The sequence below is a fragment of the Sorangium sp. So ce887 genome, from assembly GCF_051521455.1.
Taxonomy (GTDB): Bacteria; Myxococcota_A; Polyangia; order Polyangiales; family Polyangiaceae; genus Sorangium.
Window position 1 is genome coordinate 1,970,219 of record NZ_CP150354.1, and the last position, 17,945, is coordinate 1,988,163.

At 68.3% G+C, this 17,945-nt stretch carries 18 protein-coding genes and 1 pseudogene; 6 read left to right on the plus strand and 13 right to left on the minus strand.

Annotated elements, in window-relative coordinates:
* Positions 1 to 4 precede the first annotated feature (4 nt).
* The 9 genes from WMF36_RS07485 to WMF36_RS07525 form a co-directional block, all read right to left on the minus strand.
* Positions 5 to 934 carry a YlqF/YawG family GTPase gene (locus WMF36_RS07485; RefSeq protein ID WP_437578912.1) on the minus strand — a complete coding sequence of 310 codons (930 nt, stop codon included), beginning with the start codon at positions 932 to 934 and terminating at the stop codon, positions 5 to 7.
* A 29-nt stretch (positions 935 to 963) separates the two neighbouring features.
* A complete protein-coding gene (locus WMF36_RS07490) occupies positions 964 to 1,692 on the minus strand; it encodes a DsbA family oxidoreductase (RefSeq protein WP_437578913.1) in 729 nt (242 codons plus the stop codon).
* A 382-nt stretch (positions 1,693 to 2,074) separates the two neighbouring features.
* Positions 2,075 to 2,854 carry a ZIP family metal transporter gene (locus WMF36_RS07495; RefSeq protein WP_437578914.1) on the minus strand — a complete coding sequence of 260 codons (780 nt, stop codon included), beginning with the start codon at positions 2,852 to 2,854 and terminating at the stop codon, positions 2,075 to 2,077.
* A gap of 164 nt (positions 2,855 to 3,018) precedes the next feature.
* A complete protein-coding gene (locus WMF36_RS07500) occupies positions 3,019 to 3,267 on the minus strand; it encodes a DUF6510 family protein (RefSeq protein WP_437578915.1) in 249 nt (82 codons plus the stop codon).
* Positions 3,267 to 4,025, minus strand: coding sequence for a ferredoxin reductase (locus tag WMF36_RS07505; protein ID WP_437578916.1), 759 nt, complete (start codon positions 4,023 to 4,025; stop codon positions 3,267 to 3,269). Before WMF36_RS07505 ends, WMF36_RS07500 begins: the two co-directional genes overlap by 1 nt.
* Positions 3,995 to 4,606: a sulfite oxidase-like oxidoreductase gene (locus WMF36_RS07510; protein ID WP_437578917.1), complete on the minus strand. Its 612-nt coding sequence runs from the start codon at positions 4,604 to 4,606 to the stop codon at positions 3,995 to 3,997. Before WMF36_RS07510 ends, WMF36_RS07505 begins: the two co-directional genes overlap by 31 nt.
* A gap of 228 nt (positions 4,607 to 4,834) precedes the next feature.
* Positions 4,835 to 5,254, minus strand: coding sequence for a rhodanese-like domain-containing protein (locus tag WMF36_RS07515; protein ID WP_437578918.1), 420 nt, complete (start codon positions 5,252 to 5,254; stop codon positions 4,835 to 4,837).
* A gap of 174 nt (positions 5,255 to 5,428) precedes the next feature.
* Positions 5,429 to 5,578: a hypothetical protein gene (locus WMF36_RS07520; protein ID WP_437578919.1), complete on the minus strand. Its 150-nt coding sequence runs from the start codon at positions 5,576 to 5,578 to the stop codon at positions 5,429 to 5,431.
* A gap of 284 nt (positions 5,579 to 5,862) precedes the next feature.
* The gene (locus tag WMF36_RS07525; RefSeq protein ID WP_437578920.1) at positions 5,863 to 6,936 is read right to left on the minus strand and encodes a LacI family DNA-binding transcriptional regulator; all 1,074 of its coding nucleotides are present in this window, start codon (positions 6,934 to 6,936) and stop codon (positions 5,863 to 5,865) included.
* 113 nt (positions 6,937 to 7,049) lie between these two features.
* On the opposite strand from WMF36_RS07525, the gene WMF36_RS07530 reads away from it, so the two are divergent.
* On the plus strand, positions 7,050 to 8,642 hold the full coding sequence (locus tag WMF36_RS07530) for an L-fucose/L-arabinose isomerase family protein (protein WP_437578921.1): 1,593 nt from the start codon (positions 7,050 to 7,052) through the stop codon (positions 8,640 to 8,642).
* A 174-nt stretch (positions 8,643 to 8,816) separates the two neighbouring features.
* On the opposite strand, the gene WMF36_RS07535 is transcribed toward WMF36_RS07530, so the two are convergent.
* Genes WMF36_RS07535 through WMF36_RS07545 form a run of 3 tightly spaced genes read right to left on the minus strand, consistent with a single transcriptional unit; the run spans position 8,817 to position 12,011 of the window.
* Positions 8,817 to 9,410: a hypothetical protein gene (locus WMF36_RS07535; protein WP_437578922.1), complete on the minus strand. Its 594-nt coding sequence runs from the start codon at positions 9,408 to 9,410 to the stop codon at positions 8,817 to 8,819.
* Positions 9,411 to 9,420: 10 nt separating this feature from the next.
* On the minus strand, positions 9,421 to 11,553 hold the full coding sequence (locus tag WMF36_RS07540; protein WP_437578924.1) for a molybdopterin cofactor-binding domain-containing protein: 2,133 nt from the start codon (positions 11,551 to 11,553) through the stop codon (positions 9,421 to 9,423).
* Positions 11,550 to 12,011 carry a (2Fe-2S)-binding protein gene (locus WMF36_RS07545; RefSeq protein ID WP_437581865.1) on the minus strand — a complete coding sequence of 154 codons (462 nt, stop codon included), beginning with the start codon at positions 12,009 to 12,011 and terminating at the stop codon, positions 11,550 to 11,552. The genes WMF36_RS07540 and WMF36_RS07545 overlap by 4 nt, the downstream gene beginning before the upstream one ends.
* A 194-nt stretch (positions 12,012 to 12,205) precedes the next feature.
* On the opposite strand from WMF36_RS07545, the gene WMF36_RS07550 reads away from it, so the two are divergent.
* The 3 genes from WMF36_RS07550 (at position 12,206) to WMF36_RS07560 (ending at position 14,530) form a co-directional block, all read left to right on the plus strand.
* Entirely contained in the window at positions 12,206 to 12,610 is a 405-nt protein-coding gene (locus WMF36_RS07550; protein WP_437578926.1) for a dihydrofolate reductase family protein, read from the plus strand.
* A 99-nt stretch (positions 12,611 to 12,709) separates the two neighbouring features.
* Positions 12,710 to 12,859, plus strand: coding sequence for a hypothetical protein (locus WMF36_RS07555; protein ID WP_437578928.1), 150 nt, complete (start codon positions 12,710 to 12,712; stop codon positions 12,857 to 12,859).
* Between the two features lie 33 nt (positions 12,860 to 12,892).
* On the plus strand, positions 12,893 to 14,530 hold the full coding sequence (locus WMF36_RS07560) for a CocE/NonD family hydrolase (protein WP_437578930.1): 1,638 nt from the start codon (positions 12,893 to 12,895) through the stop codon (positions 14,528 to 14,530).
* A gap of 468 nt (positions 14,531 to 14,998) precedes the next feature.
* On the opposite strand, the pseudogene WMF36_RS07565 reads toward WMF36_RS07560, so the two are convergent.
* A pseudogene (locus WMF36_RS07565) lies at positions 14,999 to 15,397 on the minus strand (aldo/keto reductase); the annotation flags it as partial.
* Positions 15,398 to 15,621: 224 nt separating this feature from the next.
* Between WMF36_RS07565 and WMF36_RS07570 the strand changes: the two are divergent.
* On the plus strand, positions 15,622 to 16,515 hold the full coding sequence (locus WMF36_RS07570; RefSeq protein WP_437578932.1) for an NAD(P)/FAD-dependent oxidoreductase: 894 nt from the start codon (positions 15,622 to 15,624) through the stop codon (positions 16,513 to 16,515).
* A 40-nt stretch (positions 16,516 to 16,555) separates the two neighbouring features.
* Positions 16,556 to 17,386: a GNAT family N-acetyltransferase gene (locus WMF36_RS07575; protein ID WP_437578933.1), complete on the plus strand. Its 831-nt coding sequence runs from the start codon at positions 16,556 to 16,558 to the stop codon at positions 17,384 to 17,386.
* The last annotated feature ends 559 nt before the right edge of the window (positions 17,387 to 17,945 follow it).

The window sequence follows — 17,945 nt, forward strand, 5'->3', positions numbered from 1 at the left end:
CCGCTCAGGCGCTCTCTTCGATCCCCGAGGGCGACTCCAGCTCCAGCCCCGGCGGCTCTTCCAGGCTGATGCGCCCGAGGCGCCCGGCGCGGAAGTCGTGGACCAGGATGTCCGACGCCTTGTGCAGGTCCACCGATCCGCCGCCGCGCAGGCAGCCGCGGCGGCGGCCGATCTCCTCGATCAGCGCGGCGGCCGTCTCCGGCAGCTCCTTCAGCTTGTAGCGGGCGACGAGGAGCTCGGGATAGCGCCGCAGGAAGTACCCCGCCGCGAAGAGGGCGACGCTCTGGTAATCGATGGCCGTGTCGGGGATCGCCCCGCCCACGGCCAGGCGGAACGAGGCCGCCTCGTCGTCGATCTTCGGCCAGAGGATCCCCGGGTTGTCGGAGATGGCCATGCCGCTCTTCAAGGTGACGAGCTGCTGGCTCTTCGTGACCGCGGGCTCGTCGCCGACCTTGGCCACCTTGCGCTCCATGAGCGTGTTGATGAGCGTCGACTTGCCGACGTTGGGGATCCCCACGATCATGGCCCGCACCACCTTCCCTGGGCCGTTCTTGGGGGGCACGAGGCGCTTGCAGAGCTCCGGGATCCGGCGCCGCGCCTCGGCCGACTGGGTCGCGGAGATCGCGATCGCGAGCACCTTGCCGCCGGGCGGCGCCTCACGCGAGGCTTCACGCGAGGGCTCACCGAGGAGCGCCGGGGGCTCCTCCTCGAGATGGCGGAGCCACGCCCGGGTCACGGCCGGGTCCGCCAGATCGCTCTTGTTGAGCACCTTGATGCACGGCTTCCGGCCGCGCAGCTCGGCCACGACGGGGTTCTCGCTGGCCTGCGGCATGCGGGCGTCGAGCACCTCGATGACGATGTCCTGCGACGGCATCGACTCGGCGATCGTGCGCCGAGCCTTGGTCATGTGGCCGGGATACCATTGAATCGACATCGGCCGGCAGCTCTATCACGCCCGGCGGCTCACGCGCACCCGTCCGGGCCGCAGGCCGCCTCCTCGGCGAGCGCCTGGTTGGGCGCGTCCGGCGCGTCCGGCTCGTCGGCCGCCTCGTCCCACGCCCGCTGCAGCACGCCGAGGAGGGCCTCGGCCGGCTGCGCGCCGGAGACGCCGTACCGCCCGCCGACCGCGAAGAAGGGGACGCCCGTGATGCCGATGGCGCGCGCTTCGGCCTCGTCGGCCCGCACCTCGCGCGTGAACGCGTCGCCCGCGAGCGCCTCGCGGACCTCGGCCGGGTCGAGCCCCGCCTCGCCGGCGAGGCGCGCGAGCACCTCGGGCTCGCCGATCGCCTCGCCCTCGGTCATGTAGGCCCGGAGCAGCCGCTCCTTCACCGCGTCCTGCACGCCCCGCTCGGCCGCGAGGTGCAGCACGCGGTGCGCGTCGAAGGTGTTGCCGGGCCGGACCTTCTCGAAGTGGAGCTCGAGCCCGTCCGCCGCGGCCACCTCGGTCATCTGCCGGATCATGCCCTCGGCCTTGGCGACGGACGCGCCGTACTTCCTCGCGAGCCGCTCGGCATAGGAGACCTCCGCGTCCTGGACGCGCTTCGCGGCAGGGTCCAGCTCGAACGCGCGCCAGACGACCTCGACCGCATCCCGGCGCGGGAACCTGGCGAGCGCGGCCTCGAGCCGGCGCTTGCCGACGTAGCACCACGGGCACGCGATGTCGGACCAGACATCGACACGGAGCGTCTTCATGGCGGTCAACGTAGGGCGCCGCGGCGTCTCCGGCCAGGCGCGTTCGCCGCCGGCGCGGAGGGGCGCCCGCGCCGGGCCGGCGGCGGACGGGGCCCGGCTGGTCCCGCGCGTCAGAAATCCCCTCAGAAACACCGGTCGATGACGAGCAGCGGCCGGAAACAGTAGCGATTTTCGTAGCTTCCGCCTGTTTCGCCGCCGAGGGCGGCTCCGGTGTGGCCCGATGGGGCGCCCTCCGCCGCTGCGTCGCCCGCGATGAAGGGCTCGCGGCATCACCGGTCCCACCGTACGGCCACGCCGCGTGCGCTGATTGGCACAGGAATATGGGATGTACATTCGGCCTGCTCTGGGCGTCCAGCGGGCAGTGGCTCGCGTCGTCGCTCGGTCAGAGGGCCGCGAGGGCAACGATCGATGCGAAGCCGAGCACCGCGATCGCTCCGCTGAAAGCGGGCGCGCGCTCGAAGGCCTCCGGGATCATCGTCTCGGCCGCCATCACGAAGAGGACGCCCGCCGAGAACGCCTCGAGCATGCCTTCTACGGCCGGTGGGGACGCCGTCAACAGCACCGCGCCGAGCACGGCGGCCGCCGGCGTGATCGTCAGAGCCCCCGTCCACAGCGCGAGGACGTAGCGCCGCGATCGGCCGGCCGCGATCATGCCGGCGGTCGCCGAGAGTGCCTCGGGGACGTTGGCGAAGAACAAGGCGAGCACGACCGTGAGCGCTGGGGCCATCCCTCGCGCGACCGCGACGCCGAGGACGAGCCCCTCCGGAAGCGCGTCGACGAGGGTCCCGATAGCGATCGCGTGCCCGCTCCCGGGCTCGCGTGCCTCCGTCGGCTGCGCCACGCACTCCCCGCAGCGCTTGCGGTTCTCCGCGCCGCGGCGCGACAACCAGAGGTTAATCCCGGAGAAGAGGGCAGCTCCGACCAGGAGCGCCAGCGTCGCGCGCGCGACCCCCGAGCGCCGCTGGGCCTCGAGCGTGAACTGGATCGAGACGACGCCCAGCAGCAGGCCGGATCCGAGCGCCATCATCCGCGCCACGCCGCGGTGATGGAACCGCCCCGTCAGGGCGGCGGCCGCGCCGGCGGGCAGGCCCACGCCTGCAACAAAGCCCCAGAGCACGGCACGCAGCCAGGTCGATATCGGCAGGAGATCGCTCGCGTCCATGATCGGTTTCTCTCGCGGTCCAGGGCCACGCCCTTCCGGAGCAGTAGGCACGGCGCCAACCGTGGCGGCGCGGTGCGCTCGCATGTCACGTGGTAAGCGCCCCCGCCGATCGCGAGGCACCGCTCGTGCCGTGCCGCCGAGGCGCGCAGGGTGGCAGAGGAGCGCTAGAGCCGCAGCACCCGCGCGCCGCGCATGTCGAGCCAGTAGTGTCCCTCGATCTCGGCGACGCGGATCAGCACCGTGTCACACGACGGGCAGCGCAGGATCGTGCCCATGCCGTGCTTGTAGACCGTTACCGTGGCCATCACGTGGTGCCCGCCACAGCCGGCGCAGACGGCTTCGACGGTTGTCATCTCGAACGGAAAGATCGCGTGCAGGATGCCGCCTGCCGCGTTGCCATCCAGTTTCTCCATCACGTGCCTCCTGTCGGGCCGAAGCGTTCGGTCTTGATGCGGGCCGGTTCGTGGCCGAGCGCGACTAGACTCGCCGCGGCCGCCTCGACGAACTCGGTCCCTCCGCAGATGAACGTCTGCGGACGGCGATCGCGCGGCCACGCGACCTCGCGCAACATCTCGGTATCGATGCGGCGGCGATAGCCGGTCCAGTCGGCCGGCTGCGACCGCGTCAGCGTGTAGATCGTCTCGAGCCCGCTGCCGTCGCTGCCGATGCGCGCGAGCTCGTCGCGATAAACAACCTCCTCGTACGACCGCGCCGAATAGAGCAGTCGCGCCGGTACCGCGTTGCGCGCCGCCGCGCGATGGCGGAGCATCGCCATCAGCGGCGCGATGCCCGAGCCGCCCGCGACGAGCAGTAGCGGACCACCGAGCTGCACTTCCCACACGAAGTGGCCACCGATCGGGCCGCGCAGCTCGAGCCGGTCGCCGACGCGCAGCTCGTCGATGAGGTATGGCGAGACCTCGCCGTCGTCGATGCGCTCGACGGTGAGCGTGATGCGCTGGCCGTCCTCGGGCGGCGATGCGATCGAGTAGCTGCGCTCGACCTGGTAGCCGTCCTCTGCCGTGAGTCGCACGTCGACGTGCTGCCCCGCGCGGTGGCCGGGCCACGACGCGATCGCGAACGTGATGCTGCGCGTCCTCGTGGTCTCCGCGTGCGTCGCGATGACCTCGCCGACCTGCCAGCTCAGTCGCCCGAGTAGCGCTGTTCCTGCCATGGGTCACCGTGGTTGTGATAGCCGAGCGACTCCCAGAACCCCGGTTCGTCCTCGTCGAGCACGCGCAGCCCGCGGATCCACTTCGCGCTCTTCCAGAAATAGAGGTGCGGCACGAGCAGGCGCGCCGGGCCGCCGTGCTCGGGCGGCAGCGGCTGGCCCTCGTACGCGTCGACGACCCATGCCTTGCCCCCGGTCACGTCCTCGAGCGGCAGGTTCGTCGTGTAGCCGCCGTCGCAGAACGCGAGCACGTAGCCGCCGCGCAGCTCGACGCCCGCGAGCAGCGTATCGACGGCAACTCCCTGCCAGTGCGTGTCGAGCTTCGTCCACTTCGTGACGCAGTGGATGTCGCGCGTGATCAGCTCGCGCGGCAGCGCGTGAAACTCGCTCCACGTCCAGCGGCGGGGCGCGGCGACGGCTCCGTCGACGGAAAAATCCCAGCGATCGAGCGGCGTGCGCGGCGTCGGCCCTGCCGAGAGCACCGGGAAATCACGCTCGACATACTGACCGGGCGGTACGCGGCCGGCGGCTTCAGCCGGCTGGCGACGACCGTGAAACCCGCGCGAAACGATCCTGTCGGCCATGATCGAGCGCGATGCACGCGGTGGACCAGCGCCGCCGATCGCCGCGCGAGTGAGGTCATTTTGCTCAGCGCGCGCCGAGCGTGCGAGGGATGCCCGGCGCTCCGCATCGCACGCCGATCGCTTCCGGCCCACGGTGTCGCGGTGGCCATCCTACCGGGGATGCCCTCTGCAACCATCTCGGCCAGGGCCCCGATCGTGAGCGACGGATTGCCGCCGAGCGCCGGGTGTCTACCTTCGATTCCAGTCGTCGATTCCGCCGAGGTTCGTCACCTGCTCGTAACCAGCCTCGAGGAGCACGTCCTTCGCCTGCTGCGCTCGCCTCCCTGACGCGCAGTAAACGACGATGGGCGTGCGCTTGTCGCTGCCCGTGAGCCTCTCGATCTCTGCAAGGCGACCCTTGAGCTCGCCTATGGGGATGCTGACGGCGCCCTCGATATGGCGATTTGCATACTCCTCGCCCGTCCGCACGTCGAGCAACAGGCCCCCGGAGGCGACCAGCCTCCGGGCGAGCGCCGGATCGTGATCGGGAAGCCCGGAGGCGGCCGACGTCAGCGTATCTGCCGAGCACGCGGCGGGCTCGCTGCTGAACGCCGGGGCGAGCGCGAGCATGAGGGACACGGCGCAGGGAACAGCAATGAGCGTGCGCATGACCATCATGAACCCGTGTACCATTGCCCCGAACACCCGCAAGCGTGCGCTCGCACTCCCCAACTCCGCCAGCGTCAGTCGGGTCCTCCGCCAGCGTCAGAGGGTCGCCTGGTCGCCACGGACGAGGAGTTGAGTCGACCCGAGCGGCGGGCTCGACGTTCGGCCCGAGCTTGCTCACCCCTCCGGTGCCACCGGCAGCCCGAGCAGCCGACCGATCGCTTCGTGACCGATCCGGGCGGCCACCTCATCCCCGAGGGCGACGGCGCGGCTCAGGGTGCTGGCGAGCGAGGCGATCACGGCCGCCCGAAGCGACGGCTCGGTCATGGCGAGCTCCCCAGGCCCGGGGCTTGACCGTTGGACCCGGTTTGGGTCCATGCCGCCCGAGGGGATGCGATCCGTCGTCACGCTCTCCCCAGATCCCCGGGGAAGCGACGGATCGCGACGGTTCGCCCCCGCGGAACAGTCCCGCCAGAAACAGACGATGAGGCAGCCCTGAGGTCAAGGGCTTGAGCGCTCTGCTCGATCGACTGAGCTTGCAGCCGCAGGCCCTTGTTCTTTCCGGGACCGCCGCTCTTGGATCGCCGAGATTGATCCGGTGAGCGGTCGGCTCACCGCGCGCGAGCTCGCCTCTCGCTGCGCGGCACGTCCGCTGTTCGCGTGGTGAGGCGAGGGGGGAGCAAAACCTCTCGCGCGACCTTGGCGCCCGCCAGCCTTTCAAGGAGCAGCCGGACCGCTTCGCGTCCTATCGCGCCGACGTCCTGATCGACGGTCGCGACGGGATAGCGCAAGAGATCGGCCATCAGGATGTCATCGAATCCGACGACGTCGATCTCGTCGGGCACGGAGAGGCCGGCGGCGCGGATGGCCCGCAGGGTCCCGACAGTGGTGCAGAAATTTGCTGCGTAGACGGCCAGAGGTCCACGCAGCCGCTGGAGAAGCTCGACCATGCGCGTCTCGGCCTCTTCCGGGGTGGCCTCCTTCAACTCCTCGATGGCCGCCGCCTTGACGCCGCTCCGCGTCAACTCCGCCCGGAACCCGTCGAGACGATGTCGGTAGGTGGGGATGTCGAGCGGGCCGCCGATGTAGACGAGCGACCGATCCTTGTGCCTGAGAAGGTGGCGGAGCGCCAGCACCGAACCGGCGGCGTGATCGGTGCGCACGCACGCCACGTCGAGGTCCGGGACCGCCCGGTCGATCTGCACAAAGGGCAGTCCCTGCTTGTGCGCCGCGATGAGATCGCAATCCCCTCCGGAAACCGGGGACACGATGAGTCCATCCACCCGGGACTCGTGCAAGAGCTGCAACGCGCGACGCTGGCGCCCTGCGTTACCGGCCAGGTGGCTCACCACGAGGGCGTAGCCGTGGAGCTCGGCCTCGCGCTCGGCGCCGACGGCTATCCCGGCCCAGATCGGGTTCGACAGGTCTTCGACGGCGAGGGAGATCGCGTACGATTTTTGCTCCCGGAACGCCTGGGCCATGGCGTTGGTCCGGTAACCCAGCTTCTGGGCCAGCGTCCAGACCCGCTCCACCGTGGCGGCGCTGATGCGAAATTTCGCATGCTTGCCCGTCAGGACGTGAGACACCGTGGTCTGGGACAACCCCAGGCGTTCGGCGATGTCCTTCATACGGATCGGACGCAGACCGGGCACGTGCGGGGGGTCGGGGTCGGGGGGATCGTTCAAGCTCGCGCTCCCTTTAGCTAATTCGGATTAGCTGTTGACGCTAGCACGGACATGCATAGTATTGAAGCGGAATACGCGGTCGGTGTTTGCGGTCCCCCGCGCGCGAGGGAGCCATGGCAGCGATTCTACGGATCCACCAGACCATTCTGGTTCAAGACCGCCTGCTCCAGGAGACAGCGATGACACAGAGTGAACCGGTGATTTTGGGCTTCATGGGCAACCGGGGCTTCTTTCCGACGGAGTTTGCGGAGGACGGAGCGAAAGCCACCCAATCGGCTGTGGGCCATGTGCTCGGCGGGCGCGTGCGCTACGTCGAGCTCGGCAACGTCGAAACCTACGCCGACGCGCGCGCGGCCGCGGGCGTCGCCCAACAGTACCGCCGCACTCCCGACGGCGGCGGGGCCATTGGCGTCATCTGCTCGATGTACAATTTTTCCGATGAAAACGGGATTCGGGACTTTCTGCGGCTGGCCGACCTCGATGTGCCGGTGCTGCTGCACACCGAGCCTGACGTGCGCGGTCTGGGACGCATGGGACAGAAGGGCCGGCGGGACGGGGCGTGCGGGCGCTTTTCGGCCGCTAACGCGCTCCGCCACATCGGCTACCCGTACACCCTCACGTCCAAGCATTGCGAAGCCGTGAGCTCGGCCGCCTTCGCGGACGATCTCCACGCCTTCTACGCGAGCTGCGTTCTGGCATCGAAGTTCCGTCGCCGGGGCCGCGGCGTGCGCCTCGGGTTGGTGGGCTCGGGGCCCGACGCGTTCCAGACGGTCACCAACGTCTCCACCGAGCTGCTGGGGCACATGGGCCTGAGCACGGTCGGCCTGGAGCTGATCGCGCTCGATCGACAGATGCGTAAGGTCTCGCCGCGCGAGCTATCCACTCAGCTGGAAGCGGTCTCCGGCTACATGGCAGCGGCTGACGTTCCGCGCGCCTCACTGGAAGCGATCGCCCGGATGGGCGTCGTCTTCGATCGCTTCGTGAAAGAGAATGACCTCGACGGCATCGCGGTGCGCTGTTGGACGGAGATGCAGAAGTACCAGATTGGTGGAGAGGTGGGCGTGATGCCCTGCACCTGCATGAGCATGCTCTCGGACAAGCTCATTCCCGCCGCCTGCGAAACCGACATCGCGGGCTGGATGGGGATGTACATGCTCCAGTGCGCTTCCGGGCTCGTGCCGCTGCTCGGCGACTGGAACAACATGTACGATGACGAGCGCGAGGAGGTGGATCTCTTCCACTGCGGCGTTTGGGCGAAGAGCGTGATGCGCCCCGGCGCCCGCATCACCCGCCAGGAGATCCTGGCCACCCAGGCCGACATCGGCGCGGAGAACACCTGGGGCGCGGTCGACGGCGAGCTCAAGGCGGGCACCTGCGCTTTTCTGAGACCTTGCACCAACGCGCGCGAAGGCGGCGTGTTCCTCTACGGCGGGGTGGGCCGGGTCAGCGAAGAAGGCATCGACACTTTCGGCACTCGCGGCCGCATCCAGATCCCGCGCATTCAGGAGCTATTTCGCTATTTGACGCAGCCCGAGCGGGCGGTGGAGCACCACACCGCCCTCGTGGTCGGGACGCACAAGAACATCGAGCTGACGATGAAGGCGATTCGAGACGCGGTGCCCTACATCAATGCCCAAGCGGGCCTCAGCCGCAGCGGCCAAGCGCTGGTTGATTTCTACGAGCACAGCCAGGTGGGCGAGCTCTGAGGCCGCGCCGCCCCGCGGCACCCTGCGCGCGGCCAGGGCCCAGGAGATGGGGCGGGCGGTTCGGTCGATGCTTTCGCGTGTCGCTCGTCATGTCCTGTCATCCATCAGATGAATCTGGTGCCCCTCCCACCAGAGCCGCCGCCTCGCGCACAATCCTCTCGATCTCGTTCAAGATCACCCTCCCGGGCACGGCGCGCCGGCGCGGGCCCAGGTCTCCCACGCGGCGATGAACTCGGCGTGGGGTGTCGCCACGGGTTCGCGGCCAAAGCCAGGGTCCCAACCCCAGAGCACGAGCGGGTCGTCGTGGAGGTGGGCGCGCAGCGCCGCCATGTCCCTGCCGCCGTTGCGCGCTGGGTCCTTGATCTGCTCGCACAGCGCGCCCGGGGCGAGACCGACGAACACCATCGGCAGCTCGGGCGGCGGCATGTGCCAGCCGCTCACGACACCGGGCGGAACCGCAGCGCCGTAGCTGTCGGGCGGGTTCGCCGGCCCGTGGCACGCCGTGCACTCGGCGCCGGCCATGCCGTGGCCGGTGGGCCCGCGCTTCACGAGCTGCTTGTGAGGGTGGCTGTCGTTGCCCTGTAAAGGCACGTCGCCGGCAGGGTGGCAGTTCTGACAGCGGGGGTGTTGGAGGACGCCGCGCACGGTTTCGAACGCGGCGAGGCCGGCTTCGTGGCCGCCGGGAGAGGAGGGGCCGTGCGACCCCCCGGCGGTCTCTTCCCCGCACGCGGCGAGGAACAAGGCGAGAGCAAGGCAGGACCGGATCATGGTCAATCCCCTAGGCGAGGCGAAGTGGGAGGGAGCGCAGCCGCTGCTTGGTCAACGCGAACACCGCATTGGCCACGGCGGGCGCAACGGGTGGGACGGCGGGCTCGCCGATACCGCCCATCTCGGCGTCGCTCGGGACGACGTGGACAGCGACGCTCGGCATCTCGAACATCCGGAGTATCTCGTAATCGTGGAAGTTGCTCTCCTGGACCTTTCCATCGATGAGCGTGAGCTTGCCGTGAAGCGCCGCGGTGAGGCCGAAAGCGACGCTCCCCTGCATCTGCGCCTCGACAGCGAGCGGGTTCACGACCGTGCCGCAATCGACGGTGCAGGTGACCGAATGGACCCGGATACGCCCCTTATCGATGGAGACTTCGGCGACCTCGGCCACGACGGTTCCGAACGACTCGTGCACGGCGAGCCCGCGCGCGCGACCCTGGGGAGGCGCGGTGCCCCAGCCGGCCTTCTCGGCAGCGAGCATCAGCGCATTGGCGTGCCGCGGGTGGTCCTCGAGCAATTCGAGGCGATACTCGAGCGGATCTCGTCCGGCTGCATGAGCGAGCTCGTCGATCGCGCTCTCCATCGCGAAGGCGGTGTGGGAGTGACCGACCGAGCGCCAGGGCTGCACGGGGATCGCGGTCCTCGGCGAGTGCAGCGACACGCGCCGCGCCGGCACCCCTTCCAGGTAGGGTGATCCGGCGACTCCTTCGACCGAGGTGCCGTCGATGCCGTTCCGGACCACCACCGCCTCAAGGGGGGTGCCGGTGAAGATCGACTGGCCGACGAGCACGTGATCCCAGGCGACCGGCACGCCGCGCCCGCCGACGCCGACCTGGACCCGGTGGACGAAGGCGGGGCGGTAATAGCCGCCGCGGATGTCGTCCTCGCGCGTCCACACGACCTTCACCGGAACCCCGGCGGCCTTCGCGACGAGGACAGCCTCTGAGACGAAGGTCGACGTGAAGACGCCGCGCCGACCGAAGCCCCCGCCGAGGAACGGCGTGTGGAGCACCACCTTGTCGGGAGCGGTTCCGAGGAGGTTCGCCGCTGCGTTCTGGTCCAGCGTCTGCAACTGCGTGCCAGTCCAGATCTCGCAGCGATCGCCCTCGATCTTCACCGTACAGTTGAGCGGCTCCATCGGGGCGTGCGCGAGGTACGGCACCTCGTACTCCGCTTCGAATCGCGTCTCCGCGGCGGCCACCCCCGCATCGACGTTGCCCACCTCGACAGCGGTCGTGCCACGCGTCCTGGCCATCGCGTGAAAATCGGCGAGGAGCTCGACGGTGTCCACGCCACCGCCGTCGGGCCGTGTCCACACGACGTGAAGCGCATCGCGCCCGAGCTTGGCGGCCCAGAAATGCGCGGCGACGACGGCGACGCCGTTCGCCGTCGGGACGACCTTCTCGACGCCGGGCACCCTCAGGGCTGCCGCAGCGTCGAACCTCACGAGCCTGGAACCGAAGGCCGGCGGGCGGAGCACCATGGCCGTGCGCAGCCCGGGGAAGCTCACGTCCATCCCGAACTGCGCCTTGCCGGTGATCTTCTCCGGGGTATCGAGGCGGCGCACTTTGGTGCCAATCAGCCTCCAGTCCCTCGGCTCCTTCAGCGCCACCTCCTCCGCCGGGGTCAATTCCATCGCATCCGCAGCGAGCTCGCCGTAGGTCAGGCGATCTTCGCCGTGGAGGACCACCCCATTTTCGGTTCTGCACGCCGCCGGCGAGACGTTCCACCGGTTGGCGGCCGCGCGCACCAGCATCTCCCTCGCGGTCGCTCCGACTTTGCGGTACCGATCGAACTCGTATTTCATCCCCGACGATCCGCCAGTCATCTGGATATTGAGCAGCGGATGGGCGTAGACGGGCGCCGCCGGCGCGTGCTCCGGTCGTACCTTCGACCAGTCACAATCGAGCTCCTCGGCGATCAGCATCGCAAGCCCGGTCCAGTTCCCCTGGCCCATCTCGACGCGCGCGAGCTGCACGGTCACGGACTCGTCCGCTCCGATGCGCACGAACGCGTTCGGCATCGGGTGGAGCGTCTCCGCGTCCGGCGCGGCACGGGCTCTCGCAGGAACGTAGAAGCTGAGGACGAGCGCGGCCACCGAGCCCGCGGTCGTCTTGAGGAAGCCTCGTCGAGTGACGGTCATCGCTCACCTCGCTTGAGCCGCGACGCAAGATGCACCGCTTCGCGGATGCGAACATAGGTCCCACACCGACACAGGTGGGGTGACATCGCAGCATGGATGTCGGCATCGCTTGGATCGGGCTTCTTCTCGAGCAAGGCCGCTGCAGTCATGATCTGACCGGACTGGCAGTACCCGCACTGCACGACATCGGCCTCGGCCCACGCCCGCTGCACCGGGTGCGATGCGTCGCTCGACAGGCCCTCGATCGTCGTCACCGTGCGCGCCCCGACGCTCGACACCGGCAGAACGCAGGAGCGGGTCGGGTTGCCGTCGAGCTGGACCGTGCAGGCGCCGCACTGGGCCATGCCACAGCCGAACTTGGTGCCGGGTAACCCCAGCACATCGCGGAGCACCCACAGCAGGGGCATGTCTGGGGAGACGTCGATCTCGCGAACGGATCCGTTGATGTTGATCTTCATCATGGCTGCTTCGCTCGGTAGGGGTACACGAAATTCCATCGCATGGAGCTCACCCGCGAACATCGCGCCCAATTCCTGGATGCTCCCGTGGCGAGGGCCGGTTGCTTCGCACCTCCCTACGCCGTCATGGGCGACATGCTGGCGACTGCAGGGGTGCCCGTCAACGCGCGTTCATGGCAAGCCGTTTTCTATCCATGCAAAATGACGAGCGATGGCCTGGCGTCCCCGTCCCATTCCCCCGCAGCGCCGGCGGGCGTCTCCGCGCGGCGGCCGCGGGCGGGCGCGCCGAGTGGGGCCCCGCGACGATCGAGCCCGACGTTGTCGCCGGCGTCGCCGGCCTGAAGCAACGCTACGAGCGCGAGGTGCAAGTGCACGGCAGCGCGGGCCTCGCGCAGACGCTGCTCTCGCACCGCCTGGTCGACGCGCTGCACGTGCTCACGTCCCCGGTCGTGCTCGGCGCCGGCAAGCGCCTCTTCGAGCGCGTCGCGTCCACGGCCTTCGAGCTCCAGGCCGCGCGCACGACCGGGCGGGGCGTCGTCGTCAACACCTACCGGCGCGCGGGCGAGCCGACGTTCGGCTCGTTCCGGCTCGACGATTGAGCGGCCCCGCGCGACGCCCGGCCGCGCTCGCTCCCTTCGAAGGTCGTTCGGCCCGGGCCGCGTTCGGCGGCCTCGCAGGGCGCGGCAAGGGGGCGACCCGTGATCCTCGGCGTGCCCGTGCCCCGGTGGCTGGTGCGGATCGATCACGTCTTCCACTCCGCCGATCGGGTCACGATCGACGCGCGCACCGGGCCGGAGAGCGACGCGAGCGATCATCGAACGGTGGTGGTGACGCTCGCGCTCCATTGACGCACCCTCCGGGGGCGACTTGAATTTCCGGCCATGACCGTCGTTAGCCGCATCTTCGAACGACTCCTCGATCTCCCGCCGGCGGAGACGCGCGACATCGTGGTCGAGCGCGATCTCCCGGTGCCCATGCCCGACGGCGTCACGCTGCTCGCCGACCATTACCGCCCGCGCAGCGGCCCGAAGCGCCCCACGATCCTGGTGCGATCGCCCTATGGCCGGGCCGGCTTCTTCGGCCTCTTGTTCGGGCGGCCGCTCGCGGAGCGAGGGTTTCAGGTGCTCCTGCAGAGCTGCCGGGGCACCTACGGCGCAGGTGGGGAGTTCGATCCGTTCCGCAACGAGCCGGCCGACGGCGCCGCCACGCTCGCGTGGATCAAGGCGCAGCCGTGGTTCTCGGGCGAGCTGGTCACCTTCGGGGCGAGCTACATGGGGTTCGTGCAGTGGGCGATCGCCGCCGACGCGGGTCCGGAGCTGAAGGCGATGGCGACGCACGTGACCAGCTCCGAGTTCCGCAGCCCCATGTACATGGGCGGATCCTTCTGGCTGGACACGGCGTTGACGTGGACGCACATCGTCCACAATCCCTCGGAGTCGGTGATCCATGCGGCGCTCGCGATGATGAGGGCCGAGAAGCTCGTGCGCGCCGGCGCCGCGCGCCTGCCGCTCCGCGAGGCGGACACCGAGGTGATCGGCAAGCCGGCGAAGTTCGTGCGCGAGTGGCTGGAGCACGATCAGCCCGGCGATCCCTGGTGGAAGCCCGTGGATTTCAGCGAGCGCGTCCGCGAGGTGAGCGCGCCGGTGTACATGCTCGGCGGCTGGTACGACGTCTTCCTGCCGCAGACGCTCGCCGATTACCAGCGCCTCCGCGGCGCGGGGCGATCGCCGCACCTGACGATCGGGCCCTGGACGCACAACGATCAGCGCTGGCTGTCCGTGGCGATGCGCGAGTCGATCGCCTGGTTCCGCGCGCACCTCTTCGGCGATCGCAGCGGGCTCCGCGATCTGCCGGTGCGGCTCTTCGTGATGGGCGCGAACGAGTGGCGGGATTTCGCCGAGTGGCCGCCGTCGGGCTACGCGGAGGAGCGCTGGTATCTGCAGTCGGCGGGGGGCCTCTCCACGCGCGCGCCGATCGCCGCCGAGCCGGATCGATATCGCTACGATCCTGCGGATCCCACGCCCTCGGTGGGCGGCGTCAGCCTCAGCCAGAACGCGGGTCCGAAGGACAATCGAGCACTGGCGACGCGCGGCGACGTGCTCGTCTACACGAGCGCGCGGCTCGATCGCGCGGTGGAGGTGATCGGCCCGGTGAAGGTCGTCCTCCACGTCGCCTCCAGCCTGGAGCACACCGATTTCTTCGCGCGCCTCTGCGACGTGACGCCCTCGGGGAAATCGACCAACCTCACCGACGGCATCCTCCGCCTCTCGCCCGGCAGCCCGCCCGCCGAGGCCGACGGCACGCGCCGGATCGAGATCGATCTCTGGCCGACCGCCCACCGTTTCCAGCCCGGCCACCGCATCCGCGTGCAGGTGTCGAGCGGCGCCCACCCGCGCTTCTCGCGCAACACCGGGAGCGGCGAGCCTCTCGCCACCGCCACGCGCCTCGTCGCCTCAGATCAATCGATCTACCACGACCCCACGCACCCCTCGGCGATCCTGCTCCCTGTCGAGCGCTGATCGACCTGTCGGACCGCGCAGCAGCCTGTGAACCACCCTCCAACGGGTTGGCGCGACCGGGCGCCGCCTGTCTCGTCGGCGCGCCTTCCTTCCGGGAGCGCTCCATGCAGAACCTCGAGCTTTGGTTCGCGTCGATCGAGCGACGACCTAGCGCAAGCCCAGCTCGCGGCGCCGCAGGGCCCAGGGGCGTACATGTGTGCCCGTCTGATCGCCGACCGACGCCGCGCGCCCGGCGGCCAGGCCCGATTGCAAGGGGTCACGGTAGCCCGCTGCCATTATTTAGATCACAACGAGTCCGATAACATATTAATTTTATCGAATTTCCACACGCGAGCGACATCGCACAGGGGAGATTATGTCCACTCGACCCGACCTAGAGGCTGCAGAAGCTGAAGTTTTTTGACATCCACAAAGGCGCTTGGACTTCCTACCCGCCGGGGCCCCCGGCCGCGCGGCAACGTATGTCGGTCAATCCGCGATGGGCAGGGGCGCAGCAGGGCTGACGAGACCGGCCCTCCGCAGCTCGCGCCAGAAATGGGCCGGCACGACCTCGTTCAGCGCAGCCCGGTCCTCCGCGACGCGGCCCGGCTGGCTGGCGCCGGGAATGACCGCGGCCACGGCCGGATTGGCCAGCGCGAACTGCAGCCCCGCCGTCTTCATGCTGGCACCGTGACGGTCGGCGATCGTCTTGATCCGGGCGACCCTGTCGAGGATTTCCGGCCTGGCGGGCGCGTATTCGAAATTCGGGCCGCCGACCAGCGCGCCCGAACTGTACGGTCCGCCAACGACGATGCCCCGGTCCCAGGCCTTGATCACGCCTTCGTCGCGCAGCCGGTCGAGCGCCCTGAAGGCGCCCTTGCGCGTCGAATACCCAAATGGTATTAGGTCCTGGAAAAAGCCCACCTTGAGAGCGCTGTCTTTAAGGTCCGGCGTCCTCCGTCTCGACGATGACGGAGTCGGAACGTGCCCTCTGGTGCAAACAGGCCGTAAAATTGCTTCGGAAGTGCGGATCGAGCCTGGCGGGTCGTCCAGAAGGGAACTGATTCAGGGATTGCGTCGCTACCCTTGTCCACATACTGAAAGGAAGTACCGTGTTGCAGGCGATGTATGACGTGTTGATTGTTGGCGGCGGACACGCCGGTTTGAGCGCAGCCCTCACCCTCGGGCGCGCGCGTAAGAAGGTACTTCTGGTCGATGGTGGACCCGGCCGGAATCAGGCTGCCCACGCGGTACACAATTTCCTGTCTCGAGACGGTACTCCTCCACCGGTGCTCCGGAAGATCGGTCGGGAACAGCTCGAGCCCTATCAGACCGTTACCTACACGGAGGGGCGGGTATCCGAGTTGGTCCCAAGAGCTAACCAGTTTTGGGCTCGCTTGGAGGACGGTAAAGAAATCCTGTCGCTTGCCATCCTGCTCGCGGTCGGAATGGTGGATGAGCATCCGCGGATCGATGGTTTCGAGCGGTTCTGGGGTAAAACCGTTTTTGGCTGCCCCTACTGCCACGCCTGGGAGTTTCGTGACAAGCCAATCGCTGTCATCGAGTCAGGTCCCAAAGGTCTGGGTGCATCTCGTATTTTGAAAAACTGGTCGAGCGATGTCATCCTCTTTACTGGCGGTGTCACGGACCTCGACCCTGAAGCTCTCGATCGCCTCGAGAAAGCAGGGGGTGCAGTTATCATCAAAAAGCGGGTTCGTAGGTTTGTGGGGGACACCGCGCTGTCAGCCATCGAGCTGGAGGACGGGGAGCAAATCCCACGAGAAGCCGTCTTGATGTTTCCCAAGCAGCACCAGACGCCGCTCGTCCAGCAGCTAGGCCTGGATTTCACGGAGGATGGATTCGTCCGGGTGAACGAACAGAGAGAGACTTCGCAGCGAAACATTTATGCCGCTGGCGATCTGACCTCGCCTTCCCAGATGGCTATCGTTGCCGCCGCGGAGGGCACCAATGCGGGCATTCAAATCGTCGCTCGCCTTACCCCTTAAAGCCTCCTAGTAGCTGTTTTCCACACCGGATCGAGAAGCTGTGCTGATTCGAAAACTTGACGACAAGGATGCGTCCATTTGCACTGCGCTGGTGCGCCAGGGTGGTTGGAAGACCACCGAGGCGAGGTGGCGGCTGCTGCTCTCCGTCGGCGACGCTTTCGGTCTCGAGCTCGACAACGGTGAGTTGGCGGGGACGGTGATACTCAACCGATTCGACGCGCTGGCCGTCATTGCAATGATGTTCGTGAGCGAGGCCCATCAGCGGCGCGGTTTGGGGCGAAAGCTGCTGCAACAGGCGCTGAAGCAGGGGAACGACATCGTCGTTTATTTGTTCGCATCGAACATGGGACGGCCGCTGTATGAGCAGGTTGGCTTCATCGCGACGAGCGTGACCTCCGTGCGGCTCGAGGGTCGCGCGAGCTTGAGGCGTGCAGCCTCACGCGACGGGTTACGGAGCATGACCGCCGCGGATATCGATGAGATTTGCGCGCTGGACGAAGAGGCGCAGGGAGGTTCGCGCCGTCGCCTACTCAAAGCGTTGTTCGCCTCGTCCGACCGTGCGCTGGTGGTCGAGCGTGGCGGAGGGGTCGTCGGCTTCGGACTCTCGTCGTGGCCCACGAATATCCGCCAGCTCGGACCGATCGTTGCGCGGGCTGAAGAAGATGCCCGCACCCTTGCCACGGAGCTGGCTGCGGATGTATCCGAACCGCTGTGCATCGAGATTCTCTCGGACGAGCAGACGATGCTAGCCTGGGGGCAAGCCGCTGGACTCGCTGTCGTCGATAGTGTGCCGCTCATGACGCTCGCGGGGGCGCAGCTGCCGGGACGGCGCGGACTCATTCGCTCTCTTGCTGGCCGTCCCTTTGGCTGAGCGGGCTGAGCTCATGTGCTCGACGAACGCGCGCGCGCTCGCGATGGCGTGGCAGGTCCTGTCGATCCACGCGAAGGGAATCGCACCGCAGAAACGCCCATCGACGACGTTCTCCAGGAGCAAGGACCACTGGTACGCTCCGTGAGCGATGCTCACCTCCTCCCGAACACGCTGGAGGATCCGCGGATCGAGGCGCAATGACATGCGCTCGGCGTCTTGAGCTAGACGCTTTGCGGCGTACATCCTCGCGATCTCGGCGTGTAGCTCGCCGAGGAACTCCAGCTCTTCCCAGATCCTGTTTGCAAATGTGGCGTCGTGCGGAAGAGTCCGAGCAAGAACATCACAGAGCACCTCGCGTAGTCGCTCGGCCCTGTCCGTCTGCGGCATCCCCTGGAAATCGGCGTGACCTGCGAGCAGAGTCCAGATGTAGCGCCGGTACCTGCCTGTGCCGAATAGCCACTCCACGAGCTCATCGCGCAAGGCTTCGGCGGAGCTCCCGAAGAACGGCTCGGAGATTGTGCGGTTGGGTCGAACAAATGGCTCGCTATGCGCACGGCCA